The sequence below is a fragment of the Rhizobium sp. AG855 genome, assembly GCF_003610655.1.
In the GTDB taxonomy this organism is placed as follows: Bacteria; Pseudomonadota; Alphaproteobacteria; order Rhizobiales; family Rhizobiaceae; genus Allorhizobium; species Allorhizobium wuzhouense.
Map to the genome: position 1 here is coordinate 2,310,998 of NZ_RAQG01000003.1, position 16,682 is coordinate 2,327,679.

The 16,682-nt window shown below is 63.7% G+C and carries 21 protein-coding genes; 2 read left to right on the forward strand and 19 right to left on the reverse strand.

Annotated features, from left to right (window positions below; translation table 11 throughout):
• Nucleotides 1-104: 104 nt before the first annotated feature.
• From DFO46_RS11355 to DFO46_RS11430, 16 genes are all read right to left on the reverse strand, one after another.
• Nucleotides 105-635 carry a hypothetical protein gene (locus tag DFO46_RS11355; RefSeq protein ID WP_183041879.1) on the reverse strand — a complete coding sequence of 177 codons (531 nt, stop codon included), beginning with the start codon at nucleotides 633-635 and terminating at the stop codon, nucleotides 105-107.
• On the reverse strand, nucleotides 635-1,063 hold the full coding sequence (locus tag DFO46_RS11360; RefSeq protein WP_120277347.1) for a helix-turn-helix transcriptional regulator: 429 nt from the start codon (nucleotides 1,061-1,063) through the stop codon (nucleotides 635-637). Before DFO46_RS11360 ends, DFO46_RS11355 begins: the two co-directional genes overlap by 1 nt.
• Entirely contained in the window at nucleotides 1,060-1,491 is a 432-nt protein-coding gene (locus DFO46_RS11365) for a hypothetical protein (protein ID WP_147412754.1), read from the reverse strand. The genes DFO46_RS11360 and DFO46_RS11365 overlap by 4 nt, the downstream gene beginning before the upstream one ends.
• A 427-nt stretch (nucleotides 1,492-1,918) precedes the next feature.
• Nucleotides 1,919-2,332, reverse strand: coding sequence for a hypothetical protein (locus DFO46_RS11370; RefSeq protein WP_110789322.1), 414 nt, complete (start codon nucleotides 2,330-2,332; stop codon nucleotides 1,919-1,921).
• A gap of 128 nt (nucleotides 2,333-2,460) precedes the next feature.
• Nucleotides 2,461-3,858: an ATP-binding protein gene (locus DFO46_RS11375; RefSeq protein WP_110789323.1), complete on the reverse strand. Its 1,398-nt coding sequence runs from the start codon at nucleotides 3,856-3,858 to the stop codon at nucleotides 2,461-2,463.
• Nucleotides 3,855-4,520 (reverse strand): response regulator transcription factor, encoded by a 666-nt coding sequence (locus DFO46_RS11380; RefSeq protein WP_110789324.1) that lies wholly within the window; start codon nucleotides 4,518-4,520, stop codon nucleotides 3,855-3,857. Before DFO46_RS11380 ends, DFO46_RS11375 begins: the two co-directional genes overlap by 4 nt.
• Before the next feature lie 149 nt (nucleotides 4,521-4,669).
• Nucleotides 4,670-4,882: a hypothetical protein gene (locus tag DFO46_RS11385; RefSeq protein ID WP_245408827.1), complete on the reverse strand. Its 213-nt coding sequence runs from the start codon at nucleotides 4,880-4,882 to the stop codon at nucleotides 4,670-4,672.
• Nucleotides 4,883-5,033: 151 nt separating this feature from the next.
• A complete protein-coding gene (locus DFO46_RS11390) occupies nucleotides 5,034-5,546 on the reverse strand; it encodes a type II toxin-antitoxin system YhaV family toxin (RefSeq protein ID WP_110789325.1) in 513 nt (170 codons plus the stop codon).
• A 3-nt stretch (nucleotides 5,547-5,549) separates the two neighbouring features.
• On the reverse strand, nucleotides 5,550-5,882 hold the full coding sequence (locus tag DFO46_RS11395) for a type II toxin-antitoxin system PrlF family antitoxin (protein WP_120277349.1): 333 nt from the start codon (nucleotides 5,880-5,882) through the stop codon (nucleotides 5,550-5,552).
• A 214-nt stretch (nucleotides 5,883-6,096) separates the two neighbouring features.
• Nucleotides 6,097-6,306, reverse strand: coding sequence for a hypothetical protein (locus tag DFO46_RS11400; RefSeq protein WP_120277350.1), 210 nt, complete (start codon nucleotides 6,304-6,306; stop codon nucleotides 6,097-6,099).
• A gap of 24 nt (nucleotides 6,307-6,330) precedes the next feature.
• Nucleotides 6,331-10,110 (reverse strand): glycoside hydrolase/phage tail family protein, encoded by a 3,780-nt coding sequence (locus DFO46_RS11405; RefSeq protein ID WP_120277351.1) that lies wholly within the window; start codon nucleotides 10,108-10,110, stop codon nucleotides 6,331-6,333.
• Nucleotides 10,110-10,616 carry an NlpC/P60 family protein gene (locus DFO46_RS11410; RefSeq protein WP_120277352.1) on the reverse strand — a complete coding sequence of 169 codons (507 nt, stop codon included), beginning with the start codon at nucleotides 10,614-10,616 and terminating at the stop codon, nucleotides 10,110-10,112. Before DFO46_RS11410 ends, DFO46_RS11405 begins: the two co-directional genes overlap by 1 nt.
• A 401-nt stretch (nucleotides 10,617-11,017) precedes the next feature.
• Nucleotides 11,018-11,590 carry a heparin lyase I family protein gene (locus tag DFO46_RS11415; RefSeq protein WP_183041880.1) on the reverse strand — a complete coding sequence of 191 codons (573 nt, stop codon included), beginning with the start codon at nucleotides 11,588-11,590 and terminating at the stop codon, nucleotides 11,018-11,020.
• A gap of 230 nt (nucleotides 11,591-11,820) precedes the next feature.
• Nucleotides 11,821-12,717 (reverse strand): DUF2163 domain-containing protein, encoded by an 897-nt coding sequence (locus DFO46_RS11420; protein ID WP_120277354.1) that lies wholly within the window; start codon nucleotides 12,715-12,717, stop codon nucleotides 11,821-11,823.
• A complete protein-coding gene (locus DFO46_RS11425; protein ID WP_120277355.1) occupies nucleotides 12,714-13,346 on the reverse strand; it encodes a DUF2460 domain-containing protein in 633 nt (210 codons plus the stop codon). The genes DFO46_RS11420 and DFO46_RS11425 overlap by 4 nt, the downstream gene beginning before the upstream one ends.
• Before the next feature lie 433 nt (nucleotides 13,347-13,779).
• Nucleotides 13,780-14,388 (reverse strand): phage tail tape measure protein, encoded by a 609-nt coding sequence (locus DFO46_RS11430; protein WP_120278221.1) that lies wholly within the window; start codon nucleotides 14,386-14,388, stop codon nucleotides 13,780-13,782.
• A gap of 259 nt (nucleotides 14,389-14,647) precedes the next feature.
• On the opposite strand from DFO46_RS11430, the gene DFO46_RS11435 reads away from it, so the two are divergent.
• Together DFO46_RS11435 and DFO46_RS11440 are read left to right on the forward strand one after the other, a co-directional pair.
• A complete protein-coding gene (locus DFO46_RS11435) occupies nucleotides 14,648-14,899 on the forward strand; it encodes a type II toxin-antitoxin system prevent-host-death family antitoxin (RefSeq protein ID WP_120277356.1) in 252 nt (83 codons plus the stop codon).
• A gap of 1 nt (nucleotide 14,900) precedes the next feature.
• A complete protein-coding gene (locus DFO46_RS11440) occupies nucleotides 14,901-15,173 on the forward strand; it encodes a Txe/YoeB family addiction module toxin (RefSeq protein ID WP_120277357.1) in 273 nt (90 codons plus the stop codon).
• A gap of 93 nt (nucleotides 15,174-15,266) precedes the next feature.
• Here DFO46_RS11440 and DFO46_RS11445 read toward each other — a convergent pair whose 3' ends face one another.
• From DFO46_RS11445 to DFO46_RS11455, 3 genes are read right to left on the reverse strand one after another with little or no spacing between them, the layout of a single operon-like run.
• A complete protein-coding gene (locus tag DFO46_RS11445) occupies nucleotides 15,267-15,476 on the reverse strand; it encodes a phage tail assembly chaperone (protein ID WP_281039943.1) in 210 nt (69 codons plus the stop codon).
• Nucleotides 15,473-15,886: a gene transfer agent family protein gene (locus tag DFO46_RS11450; RefSeq protein WP_120277358.1), complete on the reverse strand. Its 414-nt coding sequence runs from the start codon at nucleotides 15,884-15,886 to the stop codon at nucleotides 15,473-15,475. The genes DFO46_RS11445 and DFO46_RS11450 overlap by 4 nt, the downstream gene beginning before the upstream one ends.
• A 7-nt stretch (nucleotides 15,887-15,893) precedes the next feature.
• The gene (locus DFO46_RS11455; RefSeq protein WP_120277359.1) at nucleotides 15,894-16,301 is read right to left on the reverse strand and encodes a phage major tail protein, TP901-1 family; all 408 of its coding nucleotides are present in this window, start codon (nucleotides 16,299-16,301) and stop codon (nucleotides 15,894-15,896) included.
• Between the last annotated feature and the right edge of the window lie 381 nt (nucleotides 16,302-16,682).

Sequence of the window (16,682 nt, forward strand, 5' to 3'; positions counted from 1 at the left end):
CCCAAACACGTCCACGCTGTCTCTTTCGAGTGAACTACTCTTGCGCGCCCGAAGCCCAGACCAATGGCGACGTAGTTTTCCGCCGCCGTGTTTTTAATAATTTGCTAGGCGTCAGCGAGCGTCGCTTGTTCCGAGTCGGCTTCGCCTGGGAAACTCTTCTTTCCGCGAGATTCCTTATGGATCGGGAGAGGCGGCAAGTGGGTATTCGCGGCCCAGTCGATTTGTGCGAAAAGGCCACGGAAATACGGGTAACAAGCGAAGACACCAACGCGGCGAAGAAAGGTTTCAACTGCCTGCTCGTTGCATACTTCACCAATGCGATAAGACACGGCATATTTGGCTTTGCACTGCAAAGCAGCGCCCTGCGAGTCACCAGCGGACACGTCGAACGACATCATGCATGCCGCCATACCTTCGCCGGGGTCATAATGCGTTTCGTCCACACTGATCTCGTAACCGAGATTCGCCTGCTCCTCATCGTCAGGCTCTTCAAGAAAGTAGCGAGGCTGAACGTCGAAGTTAATGTGGATCAGCTGAATGTTGCCGAGCTCGGCGCAGGCGACGACTTGATTATAGAGCTTGGCCTCATCGCTGAGCTCTTGCGGATTAGTTTGTCGTTTTCTTGCTTTAGCCATCATGCTGCTGCCAGAGTGGAGACACCGTTTCCATTTGCTACGCGCATCTTGCCATGCCAAGAATCTTTTCGCGGCTTAATACGCTGAGAAGCGTGCCAGCTACACGGCTTGATGTCCGCCGCCTCAACGACTCTTCCGGAATGCTGGAACCACTCGGCGGCATTGGACGACGGCACGGACGGTTCGACATACTTCGTCTCGATACCGAGTACCGCGAGCACGCGGCCGACGAGCTTGATCGTCGGATTCGCGTCAGAAGACAGCATCTGGCTGACGCGTGCACGCGATACGCCCAGCAGCTCGGCAAACTGCGAATGGGAGATACCCTTCGCGTTCAGTGCATCAATCACCGCGAACTGGAAGTCCATCAGAGCGTCTTCAGCAGCGATTACTTCTTCTTTGGTCAGGGGGCGTGCGTTCTTGGTCATTTCATGATCCTCACATACTCGTCGGCCGCTTTTTGCAGCTTCTTGGGGTCGGCCTTGTCTTGTTTCTTCTCGGGATCGCAAGCGGTGCCGATGAAACAGCGTCGTCCATCATACTCGCAGACCACGCCGTAAATACGGAACTGATGAGCCTTGAACTCATGGATCATGACCTCCGTTCCGCTGCTTTTCATCCGGGACTGGCTTTTAAACATCCTGTCGTCCAGAGATTTGGGTCCAAGGTCTGCGAAGCGTTGAAAATAGCGAGACACAGTGCGGTGCTTGCGAACGCTTTTTTCATCTGTCTTCGGCTCCAGCGCATCAAACTCCTCGAGAGCTTCGCCGACTAAACGAACATCGGCATATTCGCCGTGCGCCTTGCGCACGCCGATTTCCTTAACTCGTCCTTTGCCCGGTTCTACCTTTTTCATTCTACGCTGCAAGAGTTAAGTTATGACTAAACAGGAATCAAGCTACACTTCAGGTCACTGTGACGTAAAGTCTCATCGTGTCAAGGCTGCAACACAGGAGGATTCTCGCTTTGATTGCGAGCCTTGCCTATTGCTAAATGCCTGTCGTCGCAAAGTTCGGAGCTGCCGCGAAGAGGTGGGGTCTCGACTATCGAAACATTACACCGGTGCGTGCCTCATAAGTTACGAAAACGCCCGGAACTTCATTCGATATCAATTTGATAATCGAATTTTGCGCTCGGCAGGACATCCAGCCGTTCCTGAAATTTTCATTCGTCTTCTTCGTAAGACAAACGACGATTGCCAAGCATTGAACAGCATTCGATGTAACGTGGATATCGGGGACATAACGACCACATCACGCTAGAGGAGGCTGAGGATTCTTACCTCAGGTCAGCGGCGTCCACGTGCCATTGGCATTGCGGCAGGCGGCGCCGCGCGCTTCAAGCGTACGTGTGCCGCTCACCACCTTGTGGGTGAACTGGCGGCAGTTCTGCTTGCCCACCTGGTAGGGGGCAGCGGCGATCACTTCGCCGCGCGTGTCACTGCCGGCCCAGGTGACCGGCTGGCCGCCGGGGGCTGCTTCCAGCGCCCGGTATTCGGCTTCCAGCGCCCGCTGGGTTTCGCTGTTGGAGAGTTTGACCCCCGTGCGGGAGACGATGCCGCCCTGCAATGCGCTGATATAGACGGCAGATCCGGCCTGGACCGAACCCGCCGTGCCGCCACCCGTCGTGGTGCAGCCCGTCAGCGCGAGTGCCCCCACAGCGGCGATTGCCAGAGTTCCAAAGCGCGATTTACCCATCCGAGCTGCCCAAGTCCCGACGCAAATTTCCTGCAACCTGATCGGCAAGGTGGCGCGTGTCGTGAGGCTGCGCCGCCCCGCATCCGCAGGCCGTTTTATACAACTATGTAATTCCACAGGAAAATCAATCACGCAGTGTCTTTCGTCACAGCTGGTAGTATCAACTGTGCGCGAAGACCGCCAAGGCTTGCCCGCGAAAGGCCAAACGAGCCCTGATATTCGCCTGATATCTCCTTGACGATCGAGAGACCCAGCCCGGTGCCGGGTCGGCTTTCGTCCAGTCTGCGACCGCGTTTCAGCGCCTCGCCGATCTGATCCGGCGCCAGTCCCGGTCCGTCGTCCTCCACGACCACCTCGATCCAGCTGCGACGCCCCTCACCCGCGCCCTCGTCCTCGCGCGATGTCGGCATCACCCGCGTGACGATCTTGGAGCGAGCGAATCGCGACGCGTTTTCCAGGAGATTGCCGACCACTTCCTCGACGTCCTGCTGCTCCATGGCAAAGGTGAGGTCCGGTGCCACCTCAAGTTCGAACTCGACGGCATCGTTCAGCTTGCGCATCACGCGCACCAGACGCTCCAGCACCGGCTGGGCCTCGGTGCGGGCGAGAACGCTGTCGCGCTGGGCGGCAATGCGCGCGCGGTTGAGATAGGAGGCCACCTGCGCCTGCATCGCCTCCGCCTGGCTCACCACCACTTCGGCATGGGTCTTGTCCAGCGTGCGCGCCTCGTTGAGCAGCACCGCAATCGGCGTCTTCAGCGAATGGGCGAGATTGCCGACCTGCATGCGGGCGCGCTCGACGATGCGCCTGTTGCTGTCGATCAGCGCATTGATCTCGCTTGCCAGCGGCATGATTTCGCGGGGGAAATCCCCCTCGATCCGCTCAGCCTCGCCACGCCGGATGCGCTCCAGCCCGCGGCGGGCGCGGTCCACCGGTTTCAGGCCATAGACAATGGCAAGACCGTTGACGATCAGGCCGCCGATGCCGACGACGGCGAGCGCTATGTTCAAGCGGCTGGCGAAGAAGGAGATCTCCTCCTCGATCACAGCCAGATTGCCCGACACGCGAAAGCGCGCCGCACGGCCCTGATCGTCGAGCACGACCTCTGTCTCGGCCACACGGATGCGATTGCCGACATCGTCGGTCATCTCGTAATAGCGCTCGTAATTCTCGTCGAAGGGCGTCTGCTCGACATCCGGCACGGCGAGATTGGCAACCCCGAGCGAGGCGGATGCCAAAGGCGCCGTCGCATAATTGCCGAGCGGCTCGACCAGCCAGTACCAGCCGGTACCGGGCTGGGAAAATCGGAGGTCGCCAAGGGCCGGCGAGCCGGTCAGGCTGTCGCCGTCGCCGATCGAGACCGAATTGACGACGTTATAGAGCTGGGCGCGGAGGAGATTGTTGAAGCCGCGTTCGACGCCCTGGCGATAGAGGGCCGATATCGCCACCGCGATCGTCACAAGACCGAGCGCCGACCAGATGGTGGCGAGCAGCAGGACGCGCGCGGTGAGCGAGCGGGGCTTCATTTCGAAGGCGCTTGGATGCGATAGCCGAGACCGCGCACGGTCTCGATCATGTCGATGCCGATCTTCTTACGCAGACGCCCGACAAACACCTCGATGGTGTTGGAATCACGGTCGAAATCCTGGTCGTAGAGATGCTCAACCAGTTCGGTGCGCGACACCACCTCGCCCATGTGATGCATGAGATAGGACAAGAGCCGGTATTCATGCGAGGTGAGCTTCAATGCCACACCATCGACCAGCGCCTTGGAACTCTTGGTGTCGAGCCGCACCGGACCGCAGACGATTTCCGACGAGGCATGGCCGGCCGCCCTGCGGATCAGCGCTCGGATGCGGGCAAGAACCTCTTCGACATGGAAAGGCTTCGTCACATAATCGTCGGCACCGGCATCGATGCCGGCCACCTTGTCCGACCAGCGATCGCGAGCCGTCAGGATCAGCACGGGCATCACCCGTTGTGCTGCCCGCCATTTCTCCAGCACGGTGATGCCGTCCATTTCCGGCAGGCCGATATCGAGGATGACAGCGTCATAGGGCTCGGTCTCGCCGAGAAAATGACCTTCCTCGCCGTCGAACGCCTTGTCGACGACATAACCGGCTTCCTGCAGGGCCTCGACCAGCTGGCGATTGAGATTGACATCGTCCTCGACGACGAGAATGCGCATGAAATTCCCCTAGGCTGAAGCAGACGGCGATCCGGCCGGCTTAGAGCAATTCCAGCAAAAGTGCGAAGCGGTTTTGCGTCCGGAATTGCATGAAAACAAAAAGATAGAGCATTGAAGACGACCCCGTGTCGCCGGAAATGCTCTAGGTATCACTCGGCAACCCGCATCGTCACCTTGCGGGGACGCTCGGAGCCATTGCCGGGCACCAGCACGACGATCACGCATTCACCGCCCGATTCGTGGACCGAAAGCAACTGCCCGCCCACCTCCTCAACGACGCGTGCGGCGGCTGCCCGGCAATCCGCGGCCATGGCATAGCTGCCCAGACCCGGCAGGCCGATCAAGGCCACGGCCAGCGCCATCCCGGTCAGCTTCCGTCCGGCGATTTCCATCATTGATGCCATTGCTACTTCTTCTGTCTGAACGCCCATTCTGGTAAAATATGTACCGCAAGCCTTCTGAATGGCAAATGAATGCTTGCTCATGGGAGGGATGCGCGGGTGGGGAGCTTCGTCAGTCCCCATCCTCGGATCGGGCATCGCCCGCCTGCGACGCACGGGCAAACCGCCTCATCGCTGTCTCGCTCGATGCAGCCTCCAGCAGGTGGCTCCAACTGTCGGGCGGATTGCCGTCATCCAGCATGGCGCGGAAAACCGCATAGGCATCATTGCGTGCGCCATAACTGCGCAACGTCTCGGCATCGTTCACCCAGGCAAACACAATGACCTTCGCCGTCGAACTGTAGCGGAAGAACAGCCGAAACCGACCATTGCCGAATTTTGCACGGAACCAGTGCTTGCGCTCCGGTCCAAGCGTTCCGCCCTGGCGGAATGCCGGTGAGGCCGGATCGGCCGGAATTGTTTCGAAAACCAGCTTCTGCAGTGATGCCAAGAGCTTGGCATTGGCACCCGACCGGAACGTCTCAGGTCTCTTCTGCGCCTCGCGCTCCACGGCCAGGGTCAGGCGCTCCAACTGGTCGAGGAAAAGTGGATGCGCCCGGATGATCCAGCCATTGACCATCTCCATCGCTCAGAGCTCGACCTCACCTTCGATCGGCGCATTGAGATCGATCTCCACACCCGCCGTCAGCGCCGCCATTCGCGTTCGCAAGGCGGGCGGGATCTCGGCAAAGGCACGGTCCGGCCGTGCCGCCATGTCCTTGGCCAAGAGGTCGAGAAACCCGTCCAGAACCGGATCGTCTCCATCCGCATCGTCGCGTTCGACATAGACCCGGTTTTGCGCATCCACACTGAAGGCAATCCGCCCGCCATAGCCAACGCCGAGCGCATCCCGGATCGATTTCGGGATGGTCGTCTGGCCCTTGTCGGTGATGGTGCTGACCTTGCGCAAAATCGAATTCATCGCGGCAAACTCCTCGGCTGAGGAAAGAATGTAATGGATATTCCTTACTCGGTAAAGTGTGGCGCCTCTGAACCGGTGTCGAAACGCCATCCCCTCATCCTGAGGTGCCCCGGCAAAGCCGGGGCCTCGAAGGACGAGGCCCCGAGGCAAAATCACGCATGATCCTTCGAGGCCCCCGCTTCGCGCGGGCACCTCAGCATGAGGACAGTCGCCCTCACCCACCCACGCCCTTCGTCGCCGAAAGCCGCCCATAAAGCGCCAGCAACCCACCGAGCGTGCCCGCCAGCGTCGTCAATGCATCCGCCACTTCAGCCTCCTCGGCACTCCCGAGATCAAAGCCGGCATGGCGCAAGAGCGGCGCGCCAATCGCGACCAGCGCGCCCCAGACGGTTTTCGACTGATACCAGGGTTTCATGTCCAGCATGGCTCTCTCCTTCTGTTTCAGAGTTTATCGAATGGAAACAATGGTCTCGGCCGGCAAACCGGCCGCCAGCCGCCCGAGTTGGCGAATGCGAACCTTCAGGCTCGACTGTGCGGCCCCGAAATCGGCTATCTCGTCACCCGCCGCATAGGTGCAGACCGGCGCCGTCCCCTCGATCGTCCGGCGCACAACCACCCCATCGAGGATCTCGACCCGATAGCGCTCCGTCTCCTCATCGAGCGGAATATCACCCTCGCTCCAGCCGTCGGCATCGACACGCCCACGCCGGATCCAGGAGAGCACCACATCCCCGGCACCGGACCTCTCCGCCTTCAGATGCACCGGCGCAAGTGGCGTTTCCGCCCGCAAGCCGCCGGCGAATACATGCGGGCCGGACAGCTCCGTCACCAGCCCCATCGGCTCGAGGATCCAGTTCTGATCCACCCCGCGCTCGGCGGTCGCCAGCCCCAAGGCCTTCACCGCCTGATCAAGCAAAACGACATCCGCCCCGGCTTCGGCCCCTGCCGCCATCGCATCCTCGGTGCCGGACAGCCCGCGCAACAACCCCGTCAACCGAAAGCGACCCGCCGCAATCTCCTCCGCGTCGGTGAACCCCAGCACCTCCCAGCTCCCCGAAACCGAGCGCACCGCCAACCTGTTCGTGCCGGAAAACACCGCCGTTCGGCTCGCTGACGACAGAGCCCCCGACAGCAGTTCCACCACCAGATGATTGGCCCGGTCAAACCGCCCGGAGACACCCGCCGCCAACGGCTCGACCAAGGTGCCCAGCGTCGCCGGCCGATCGAGCGTCAGGCGCAGGCGATAGCCCTCGACCTCTGGGGAACTCGACACCGCCAGCCGCAGCCACGGTTTGCCATAGGCCGCCACGGCCGCATCGCCGGTCATGACCGTGCTGTCGATCAGGGGCAGATCGAGAAACACCACCGTCGGATCGAAACCCGCAGCCCCCGGATTGTCCCCCGCCCGCCCCGGCTCCACCGCCGCCACTTCGGAAGACACCTTTCCGGCAAAGGCCCTGAGCGTCAGCCGCCGCTCGAACCCCTCGTCGATCTCGCTCACCAGAAAGCGTCCCGCCGGCCCTTCCGAGAGCCGCAGCACGTCGCCCGGCTGCACGGCGATCTCGCCCGGTCCCAGCGCCAGCTGCAGCGTGCGCCGCGCCAGCCGGTTGTCGCGCAGCCAGCCTTCGGCGGCGAGAAGCGCCGTCTCCTCCGGGATGACTGCCGGCAGGTCCCGCGCCAGCTGCCGCTCGGTCGCCGCCTCCACCTTGCGCGAGCGCACGCTCGCTTCGGCATAGTCAGCCGCCGGATCGTAGAACGTCACCAGAGCTTCCGAGGCATAATCGCTGTCATGCCCGCGCGTCTCGCTCCACAGCGGCTGATCCGTCATATCGGCGAGAACGGCAATCTCGCGCGCCGGCAGGCTGGCATTGCCCCGTGTGCGAAAGCGCAAGGTTTCGCCGTCCTCCACCACATCGATCTGGAACAGCTCCACCAGCGGCTCGATCAGATCGCGCGCCCAGGTCAGATCCCCCTTCACATAACCGCCGAGATCCCCCGCCACCTGCGACACGTCGAAATCATCAAAGCCATGATCGGTGAGGATCGCGGCGATCACATCGGCCAGCGTCACTGTCCCCAGCCGCCCGTTCAGCCAGTGTCCCGTGCGCCAGTTCCGCCCATCGGCCCAAAGCCCCGTCTCCTGCGGAAAACCCGGATAAGGCCGCGCATCCCAGCTCCAGACGAAGATTTTCGAGGGATCGACCAGCCCCGCCGGCCGCTCGCTCTCCGCCCAATGGGACAGATGCGCCTCGAGAAATCGCCGCTGCTGGCTGTCGGCCCTGGCGCCATTGGAAAAATGCGGCCGTCCGCTCTCCGTCGATTTGGCATCGACAAAGACATTCGGCTGGTTTGCCCCGCGATCCACCGCCCCGCAACCAAGCTCGGTAAACCAGAAGGGTTTCATGGCGGGCGTCCAGGCGGTCGGTGCCGCCTGCTCCACCCCGCCGATCCGGTTGTAGTGCCGATTGCCCCACCAGCTTTCGAGATCCTTGACCCTGTAGACCCAGGGTTTTTCGTAGGCCCCATCGGTGATCGGCGTGCGCTCCCGCGCCTGCCGATCGGCCTCGCTGGCGTAGTACCAATCAAATCCCTCGCCGGCCGTCAGCATCCGGGCAAAACCCGAGGCATCATCGGCCCCGGAAAATCCATCCGGGCTCACCGCCTCCAGATCCTCGTCGCGCCAGTCGGCGAGCGGCATGTAGTTGTCGATCCCGACCCCCGCCACATCCGGGCTCGCCCAGAGCGGATCGAGATGAAAGAACAGATCACCGGAACCATCGGCCGGCTGATGGCCGAAATATTCGCTCCAGTCCGCCCCATAGGATATCGCCGTCGACGCCCCCAGCATGCCGCGCACCTCGCCCGCCAGCGCCACCAGCGCCTCGACAAAGGGAAAGGCGTTTGCCCCATCCCGCAGTGTCGTCAGCCCCTTCAGCTCGGAGCCGAGCAGAAAACCATCCACCCCGCCCGCCTCCTGAACCAGGTCCGCATAATGCCGGATGAACCGCCTGTAACCGTCCGCGCGGGTGACAAATGTCGAAACCTGCGCCCGCGTCGCCGCCGTCTTGTCGGCACTCAGAGGAAAAGCGGTAATCCGCCCGCGCCAGGGATAGGCCGCCTGCTCCGCCCCGCCATACGGGTCGGGCCGCCCGTTGCCCGATGCAATATCCATCAGCAGAAACGGATAAAGCGTCACCTTCAGCCCGCGCGCCTTCAGATCCCTGATCGCCTCGATCACACTCTGATCATCCGGCGATCCGCCATAGGCCGGCCCGCCGTCATGCCGGCTCACCAGATGCGCTGCGCTTCGATCAAGCCCCGCCACGCGCCAGGCACGGCTCTCCTGCCGCCGCGCCGCCACCTCCACCCCCGGCAACACCCGGCATTCTCCGGCGCGCAGATCCGTTCCGAACCAGGCGACCACCAGCGCCACCTCTTCAAGATTGGGGCAGAGCGCCTGCAGCTCATCCATCGAGGCCTGCCAGTCGCTCGCAGCGACAAGCGTGTTGCGGTTCAGCCAGCGCTTTTCGCCCGCGTTCGGCGCATCCGACACCCGCGTCACCGCATAACCATGCTCGGTCGCCCCCGGAATGAGCGCCACCGCCCGGATCTGTTCTTCCAATTGCCCGACTGGCCGGATCACCTCGAATTGCAAGAGCGGAATGCGGTTGCCGAAATCGTCAAGCGGCAGGCGCTCGAAGACGACATAGGCAAGCCCCCGATAGGCCGGCACCTTGTCCGTCCCTTGCTTGGCCGCAATCAGCGGATCGACCGGTTGGGCGCGCGTGCCGCGATAGACCCGCATCTCGATCTCGGTCAGGTCGAGTTCCCGCCCATCGGCCCAGACGCGCCGCACGCCCGCAACCTCCCCTTCGCAGAGCCCAAGCGCCAGATTGGCATAATACTGATAGGTCGTGGTGCGCGTGCCGCCGCTCGATTTGCCGCCGCTCCGCTCGGTCACCGCCTCTTCCTCGAAGCGCGTCGCCCAGATCAGCGTGCCGCCCAGCCGTGCCGTGCCATAAAGCCTCGGGATCGCCGTGCCCTCGCTCGCCCCCGCCAGCCGTGCCGAAGACAACCGTGCCCCGGTCACCGAGGTCGTGCTCGACAAGAGACTGCGGTCGATCATGCTGCCAACCGCCGCCCCCGCCGCGCGCCCCAAGATCGCGCCAACAGGCCCGAACACCGAGCCGAGCGCAGCCCCCGCCGCCTGCAACAGGATCGTCGCCATCACAAACCCCTTTCCGGAAATCGATAGATGCCGGCAATCTTGCGCTTCCACCCCGGCACCAAAGCCGAGCGGGTGACCGCCGATTGCTCATAGGCGTGGATGAAGGCATCGGGCGGCAACTGCAGCGCATCCGGTGGCCCCTCGCTGCGGTCGTCCGGCCCAGCGAAATGCGTCTCCGCCATCCGCGCCAAAATCCCGGCATGTTTGGCGGCCATTCCCGGCCGAAAGCGAAACAGCACGAGATCGCCAGGCCGGCTCTCCTCAAAAGACGCAACGGTCGAAAAATGCCGCCCCGCCGCCTGCAGCAACCGCTCCTCGCCCGACCGCTCCGCCCAGTCAGGCGCATAGGCCGGCACGACCTCCGGCTCGCCGCCATACAGCTCCCGCCAGATCCCGCGCACGAGGCCGAGGCAATCGCACCCCACCCCTCTCGTCGCCCCCTGATGCCGGTAGGGCGTGCCGATCCAGCGCTCGGCAATGCCGAGCACGCGCGCATTGACGGACATGGGAGGCTCCGGAGGAGGTGATGTTGTAAAGGAATTTGTGGTGGGGATCGGCGATGCTCGCGGAACACGACAGATCAGACGCCGCGCCGCAGCCCACTCTCCCCACCCGTGGGGGAGATGTCGGCGCAGCCGACAGAGGGGGGCCCGCGAGCACAGACGTTTCCCCCTCATCCTGAGGTGCCCGACTGCGTCGGGCCTCGAAGGACGAGGCCACCGCCCGCCTGGGGATGCTTCGAGGCCCGCGCTCATGCGCGGGCCTCAGCATGAGGGCATCGAAGGGCGGGCACCTTCTCCCCGCAGGCGGAGAGACGGAAGTGCCGCCGCCAGCCCCGCCCCCCCTTCTCCCCGCTCGCGGGGAGAAGGTCCCAGCAGGGGGATGAGGGGCAACCTAGGCAACCCCCTCACCCCCGGCTGACCTGGCGATAACTCACCTGCTGGTCCGGCCCGACGAGCCCCTTGGCCATGTTCCGGTAAATCCCATATTTGAAATAGACCGACCTCGCCGTCGCCGGCACCAGTGCCAGCCCTGACGCCTTGACCACTGTCTTGCCGTTGACCTTCGCGGTCACCGCCCCCGCCGTCGCGTGCCAGACGAAGGTATAGCTGAAGCTGTTCCACGCCCCCTTGGTCACGGTCACAGGATATTCGACAAAACTGTCGGTGTCGTGATTGTTGAGGCAGATGGTGAATTCGCCATTCTCATAGCGGTTGTAGACGCTGTCGTAAGCGCCATTGTGCCATTGCCCGAGCGTCTGCTTCGGGCTGAACTCCGGATAGTTGGACGGAATCTTGAGCTGAAACGCATAGGTCTGCGTCGAGCCGACCCTATCCTCCGTCGTCACCCGCGCCTCGCAGCGCTCGCGATAGTTCAGGGCATCGCTGCCGCCAGCGCCGTTCCAATAATCCCCGGCCTTCACCAGAAACGTCTCGACGCCGTCGCCCCTGATATAGCGGCTCTCATCAACTGCCTGCACATAATAAGAATATCCGTTTCCGTCAGGGCAAATGATCTTCATCGCAATACCTTTCAGTGTTGTCTGCGGGGGATAGGCAAAGGGATGGGGGGCCCTGTGTCTATGCGATTGCCCCTCATCCGCCGCCTGGGTTCATCGAAGGGCGAATACAGCCGGCGGCGGCTCGTCCTTCTCCCCGTTTACGGGGAGAAGGTGCCCGAAGGGCGGATGAGGGGCTTCTTACCCCCCCCTCACTCATACAAAACCCCACCATCATGGGTGCTCGCACCGCTCACATAGGAATAGGCAAAATCGCTGCCCGGCATATGGGGAAAACCCTGGAAATTCACCTGGTTGGCAAATTTCGCTCGACAGGTGGCAAAGCTCTTGTCGCAGCCGACCGACAGCGTCACGGCATCGCCGACCGCAGGCGCCGCCTCCAGCGGCAGCCAGAGCCTCACCTCGACAACCCCATCGACCGCTGCCCCGCTCTCCTCGACCGCCAGCCTGCGCCCGGCAAGCGCCCCGTCGTCGAAGCGCAAATGCCCGAGGCGAAAATGTCCCTCGCCCAGCCCCGCCAGACCCGAAACCTTGAGCCAGTCCGCCGAGATCACCGCCGCCACCTGGCCACTCCGCTGCCGATTGCCGACGCCCATATCCACCCCGCATCTGACATCACCCAGATCCGCATCGCAGCGCCGGTTGTAGATCCGCCCCTGCGGCTGCTGCAGCCGATGGGCCATGCTGCGCAGTTCGGCTGAAAAGCCCGGCCCCGCCCTCACAACCTCGCCGATCTCCTGCACCGAAAGCAGCACATGCTGGTCCTCGGCCGCCTGCCAGTTGACCAGAAACAGCTCGACGCGGGCACCGTCATACCGCCCGGCGGCGAGATCGGCTTCCGTGATCGCGTCGCTGGAAAACCCGCCCTTAATCTCCGCTCCCGGCGCGGCAAGGCCACTTGCCCCGCGCGCCTCACTGGCCGCAAAGCCGCTTGCCGGCTCAAACACCGTGCCATCGAAGGTCAGCGCCTGGTCATGCTCGGTAAACCCGAGCACTGTTTCATCCGCCCGCGTCACCCGCCAGGCCCGGCAGAGCGTCGTCTCCCCCGTCGCGATATGGGCGGCCAGCGCCTCCGGAATCGCCCTCATGGCATCACCTCGATCAGCGGAATGGAGGGAATGCGCCCGGCCCTGAAAGCATCGAGATTGATCTCGATCCGGTCGGTGTCGAAGCGCACAGGCACGTCATACTCAAAACCCGCCCGGATCTCGGCGCCCTCGGGCGGCACATGCCCCGCCGCGAAGGTGACGATCCCCGTCACCGCATCCAGCACAAACCCGTCCTCGCGCTCCACCCCGTCCACCGCGATCCGCAGACTGCCCGCCACCGGCTTCACCACCGGCCGCCGCTCCACCGCCGCCCCGTCGCCATAGGCCTTGACCAGCGGAAACCCCGCCGTCACCCCGTCACCCGTCCCGATCCACTGGTCGAGCGGCGACACCGCCTCGCCCGGCCGGGCCGAGCAAAAATCCACCGGATCGCGAAAGCGAAAGCCATGCAACTGCCCGCTGCGCGCCTCGAAGAACTCCAGGACCGCATAGAGGTCGGCCACCGAGCGCAGCGCCGAGCCGACATCATACCGACGCCTGGAAAACCGCCAGCGCCGATTGCGCGCCTCGCGGCCGTTCGACAGCGACACAATATCCGTCTGCCGCCCCGGCCCGCCGCTTGAGGTCAGCGACAGGCGCAGCGGAAAACGCTGTTCATGAAAGGCCATGGATGCCTCCGTTGACGATGATCTTGAACCTGTTCGACGCAGGGATCCTTCGAGGCCCGCGCCACGAGAGGGCACCGCATGGGGATCCTTCGAGGCCCTCGCGATGCGAGGGCACCTCAGGATGAGGGCGGTCGACGATGGGCGCTGTCGAAGGTGTCGTCCCCCTCTGACGGCTACGCCGACATCTCCCCACTCTCCGCAACACCGGGGGGAGAGTGGGCTGCGGCTCGATGGTCGCCCCTCATCCTGAGGTCCCGGTTTTCCCTCATCCTGAAGTCCCAGGCTTCCCCTCATCCTGAGGTTCCGGTTTTCCCCTCATCCTGAGGTGCCCGCGCTTAGCGCGGGCCTCGAAGGACGAGGCCACCTCTCCCTACCCCCCCACTGCCTACTGCCTACTGCCTACTGCCTACTGCCTACTGGCTACTCGCTCCCCTCACATCCCCCGCCGCCCGCGCGTCACCGAGCGTGCCAGCATCGCCGTGATCTGCCCCTCGCTCCGGGCAAAACTCGCCGCATCCGTCGCCGTCACCTGAAAGTGGATCACCGTGCCCGCCCCCGCCGCGTCGGCGGCCACACCCAGCGCACCATCGGCGCCACGCTTCAGCGGCAGGATCGCCTCCGCCCCGGCCTCGCCCATCAAACCCGTGCCGCCCGCCATCGGAAAATACGTCGGTGCCGCGACCACGCCACCATCGGCAAAGGGCATCACCCGCCCCGGCACGCCGCCCTTGGCATAGGCCGTCACGCCCGTACCGAGCGCCGACCCCAACCCCGACGACAAACTGCCAAGCAGCCCGCCCGCCGCCTGCGTCACAAGGTTTTCAAACGGCTTCAAACCCGCCGAAAGCGCAATATCGGAGAGCCGCAAACCGACCGTCCGCAGCACCTCCTCCAGCCCCTTGCCGCCGGTCACGGCGCCTGACAGCGCCGAGGTCAGCGCCCGCCCGAACCGGGCCGAGCGGCTTTCGAGATCATCGAGCACGGCCAAGGCCGCACTACCATCGAGATCGACGGACAGCGCCAATGTGTCGTCATCGGTCATGGGGAAATCCTTTCTTTTCGCGCGCAAATCGGTGGCCGCGCCGAGCATGTCTGCCCCTCATCCTGAGGTGCCCGACCCCGTCGGGCCTCGAAGGACGAGGCCACCGGTCCCCGAGCGCACGGATCCTTCGAGGCCCTCGCGATTGCGAGGGCACCTCAGGATGAGGGGACGACAATCCAAGCCCTGGTTGACCGCACACCGATTGACACCTCAAAGCAATCCGTACACATTTACGTACAGTCCATCCAGGAGAGCCATCATGGCCCATGTCCGCCTGACCGAGTTCCGACAGAACATCGCGACCCACTTCGACGAGGTGATCGCGTCGCGCGCGCCGCTGCTCGTCACCCGCCAGGGATCGGAGGCCGTGGTCGTGATGGCCGAGGGCGAATATGAGAGCCTGCAGGAAACGCTGCATCTTCTCTCAACGCCGGCGAATTCTGAACGGCTGCGTGAAAGCCTTGCCCAGCTTGATGGCGGAGAGTTTATCGACAGGGATCCGACCCTGTAACATGAACCTGCTCTGGACCGTGCACGCCTGGGCGGAATACGAATACTGGCAGGGTTCCAACCCGGCCATGGTCGAAAAAATCAACACGCTGATCCGGGATATGAAGCGATCCCCCTTCCAGGGCTTTGGAAAACCCGAGCCGCTCAAGGGCGATCTCAGCGGCTTCTGGTCTCGCCGTATCCTGGGCGAACACCGGCTTGTCTATCGCGTTTCCGGCAAGGGCAGCGTCCAGCAGATCGAAATCATTCAGTGCCGCTTTCACTATCAGAAATAGGCCGCTTCCAACCGGATAACGGTGCCGCACCCGCCCTTCTCCCCGCCTGCGGCGAGAAGGGCGGATGAGGGGCAGCTTACCCGCTTGAGCCCCTCAATCCGGAAACCTCGACATCATCCGCTCGACCTCAGCCCGCGAAATCCCGCCCGGCCGATCAAACCCGCCTGACATCGCCACAAATTCCGGCAGGCTCAACCGCCAGAACACTTCCGGTAACAGCCGCAGACGATGGAACCCGAGCGTCATTGCCGTCCCCCAGGGAAACGGTTTTGGCCCTTCGCCCCCGCCGCCTGCGGCCCTCAAGGGGACGCCGTCGTCTCCGCCCCGGCACCGGCAGTCGCACCGCCCGCCGCCCCGCCCGTCTGAAACGTCACCGTCAGCAGCTCGCCGACGACACCCGCCGCCCCTGCCACGCCGCCCTCCACCGCCATCTCGGCGACATCGGCATCGGACACCCGGTTGCCGCCGCCGCGCAGACCGCAGGCGAGGATGCGGATCAGATCCGCACTTTTCAGCCGCCCGGTCGAAAACCGTGCAGCGAGATCCCCAAGGCTTTCCGCCCCGAACGCTGTCTCCAGCTCGGCCAGCGCACCCAGCGTCAAACACAGAATGCGCCGCTCGCCATCGATGACAGCCTCCACCTCGCCGCGATGGCGGTTGGCGCGGTTCACCGTCACCGGCTCTCGCCGGTCCCTCTCTCCATAACCCCGCATGTCAGCCTCACAGCGCCGCAAAGGACACGGCACCGGCCGATTCCAGCGCGATCTCGAAGGTCATTTCGCCGTCGTGATTGCCGGCATAATCCAGCGCCGTCACCTGAAACGGCGCCGTCACCGTGCCAAAATCGGGGATCACCACCTGGAAATTCAGGATCGAGCCGGCAAAGAAGGCCGCCCGCACCAGCGCGTCCGACGCCTGGTCCTTGAACAGGCCGGATCCCGTCAGCCCGGCACGGCGCACGCCCGCCCCTTCCAGCAATTCCCGCCAGCGCCCGGCGCTTTCGCTATCGGTGATATCCACCGATTGCGCATTGAACGACAGCCGCCTGGCGCGAAGCCCCGCCACCGTGACGAAACCCGCCCCATTCTCGATCTTCAGCAAGAGATCCTTGCCCCTCTGCGCGCCCATACCCGCCTCCTGGTTGATGTGTGTGAATGATGCGCAAGCCTGCAGCACTCCCACCTCCCCCTAGAGGGGGGAGGTCGCCGCGAAGCGGCGGGTGGGGGTGACCAGGCGCGCCGTTTGAAAATCCCGGTGAGGATCACCCCACCCCGGACCCGCGATCCGACCCTCCCCCTCGAGAGCAATTAAGGACGAGGCCACTGTGCAACATGGATGCTTCGAGGCCCTCGCTTTCGCGAGGGCACCTCAGCATGAGGGCCTCCCCAAATTCCCCCACCCCAAGATTTCGCCCTGGCGCCCCCGCCCATCCCCCTCTAGAAACCCTACTGCCTACTGCCTAATGCCTATTCGCTATTCGCTCTCCCCCACCCGCCCCGAGCCCCCATC

Bases quoted from the DNA above. Each gene is read 5' to 3' on its own strand.
- DFO46_RS11430 (WP_120278221.1), bottom strand. From the start codon at position 14,388: ATGACCGATGACGACACATTGGCGCTGTCCGTCGATCTCGATGGTAGT.
- DFO46_RS11375 (WP_110789323.1), bottom strand. From the start codon at position 3,858: ATGAAGCCCCGCTCGCTCACCGCGCGCGTCCTGCTGCTCGCCACCATC.
- DFO46_RS11440 (WP_120277357.1), top strand. From the start codon at position 14,901: ATGAACCTGCTCTGGACCGTGCACGCCTGGGCGGAATACGAATACTGG.
- DFO46_RS11425 (WP_120277355.1), bottom strand. From the start codon at position 13,346: ATGGCCTTTCATGAACAGCGTTTTCCGCTGCGCCTGTCGCTGACCTCA.
- DFO46_RS11410 (WP_120277352.1), bottom strand. From the start codon at position 10,616: ATGTCCGTCAATGCGCGCGTGCTCGGCATTGCCGAGCGCTGGATCGGC.
- DFO46_RS11370 (WP_110789322.1), bottom strand. From the start codon at position 2,332: ATGGGTAAATCGCGCTTTGGAACTCTGGCAATCGCCGCTGTGGGGGCA.
- DFO46_RS11435 (WP_120277356.1), top strand. From the start codon at position 14,648: ATGGCCCATGTCCGCCTGACCGAGTTCCGACAGAACATCGCGACCCAC.
- DFO46_RS11400 (WP_120277350.1), bottom strand. From the start codon at position 6,306: ATGCTGGACATGAAACCCTGGTATCAGTCGAAAACCGTCTGGGGCGCG.
- DFO46_RS11360 (WP_120277347.1), bottom strand. From the start codon at position 1,063: ATGACCAAGAACGCACGCCCCCTGACCAAAGAAGAAGTAATCGCTGCT.
- DFO46_RS11385 (WP_245408827.1), bottom strand. From the start codon at position 4,882: ATGGCGCTGGCCGTGGCCTTGATCGGCCTGCCGGGTCTGGGCAGCTAT.
- DFO46_RS11420 (WP_120277354.1), bottom strand. From the start codon at position 12,717: ATGAGGGCGATTCCGGAGGCGCTGGCCGCCCATATCGCGACGGGGGAG.
- DFO46_RS11405 (WP_120277351.1), bottom strand. From the start codon at position 10,110: ATGGCGACGATCCTGTTGCAGGCGGCGGGGGCTGCGCTCGGCTCGGTG.
- DFO46_RS11450 (WP_120277358.1), bottom strand. From the start codon at position 15,886: ATGCGGGGTTATGGAGAGAGGGACCGGCGAGAGCCGGTGACGGTGAAC.
- DFO46_RS11380 (WP_110789324.1), bottom strand. From the start codon at position 4,520: ATGCGCATTCTCGTCGTCGAGGACGATGTCAATCTCAATCGCCAGCTG.
- DFO46_RS11390 (WP_110789325.1), bottom strand. From the start codon at position 5,546: ATGGAGATGGTCAATGGCTGGATCATCCGGGCGCATCCACTTTTCCTC.
- DFO46_RS11355 (WP_183041879.1), bottom strand. From the start codon at position 635: ATGGCTAAAGCAAGAAAACGACAAACTAATCCGCAAGAGCTCAGCGAT.
- DFO46_RS11455 (WP_120277359.1), bottom strand. From the start codon at position 16,301: ATGGGCGCGCAGAGGGGCAAGGATCTCTTGCTGAAGATCGAGAATGGG.
- DFO46_RS11395 (WP_120277349.1), bottom strand. From the start codon at position 5,882: ATGAATTCGATTTTGCGCAAGGTCAGCACCATCACCGACAAGGGCCAG.
- DFO46_RS11365 (WP_147412754.1), bottom strand. From the start codon at position 1,491: ATGAAAAAGGTAGAACCGGGCAAAGGACGAGTTAAGGAAATCGGCGTG.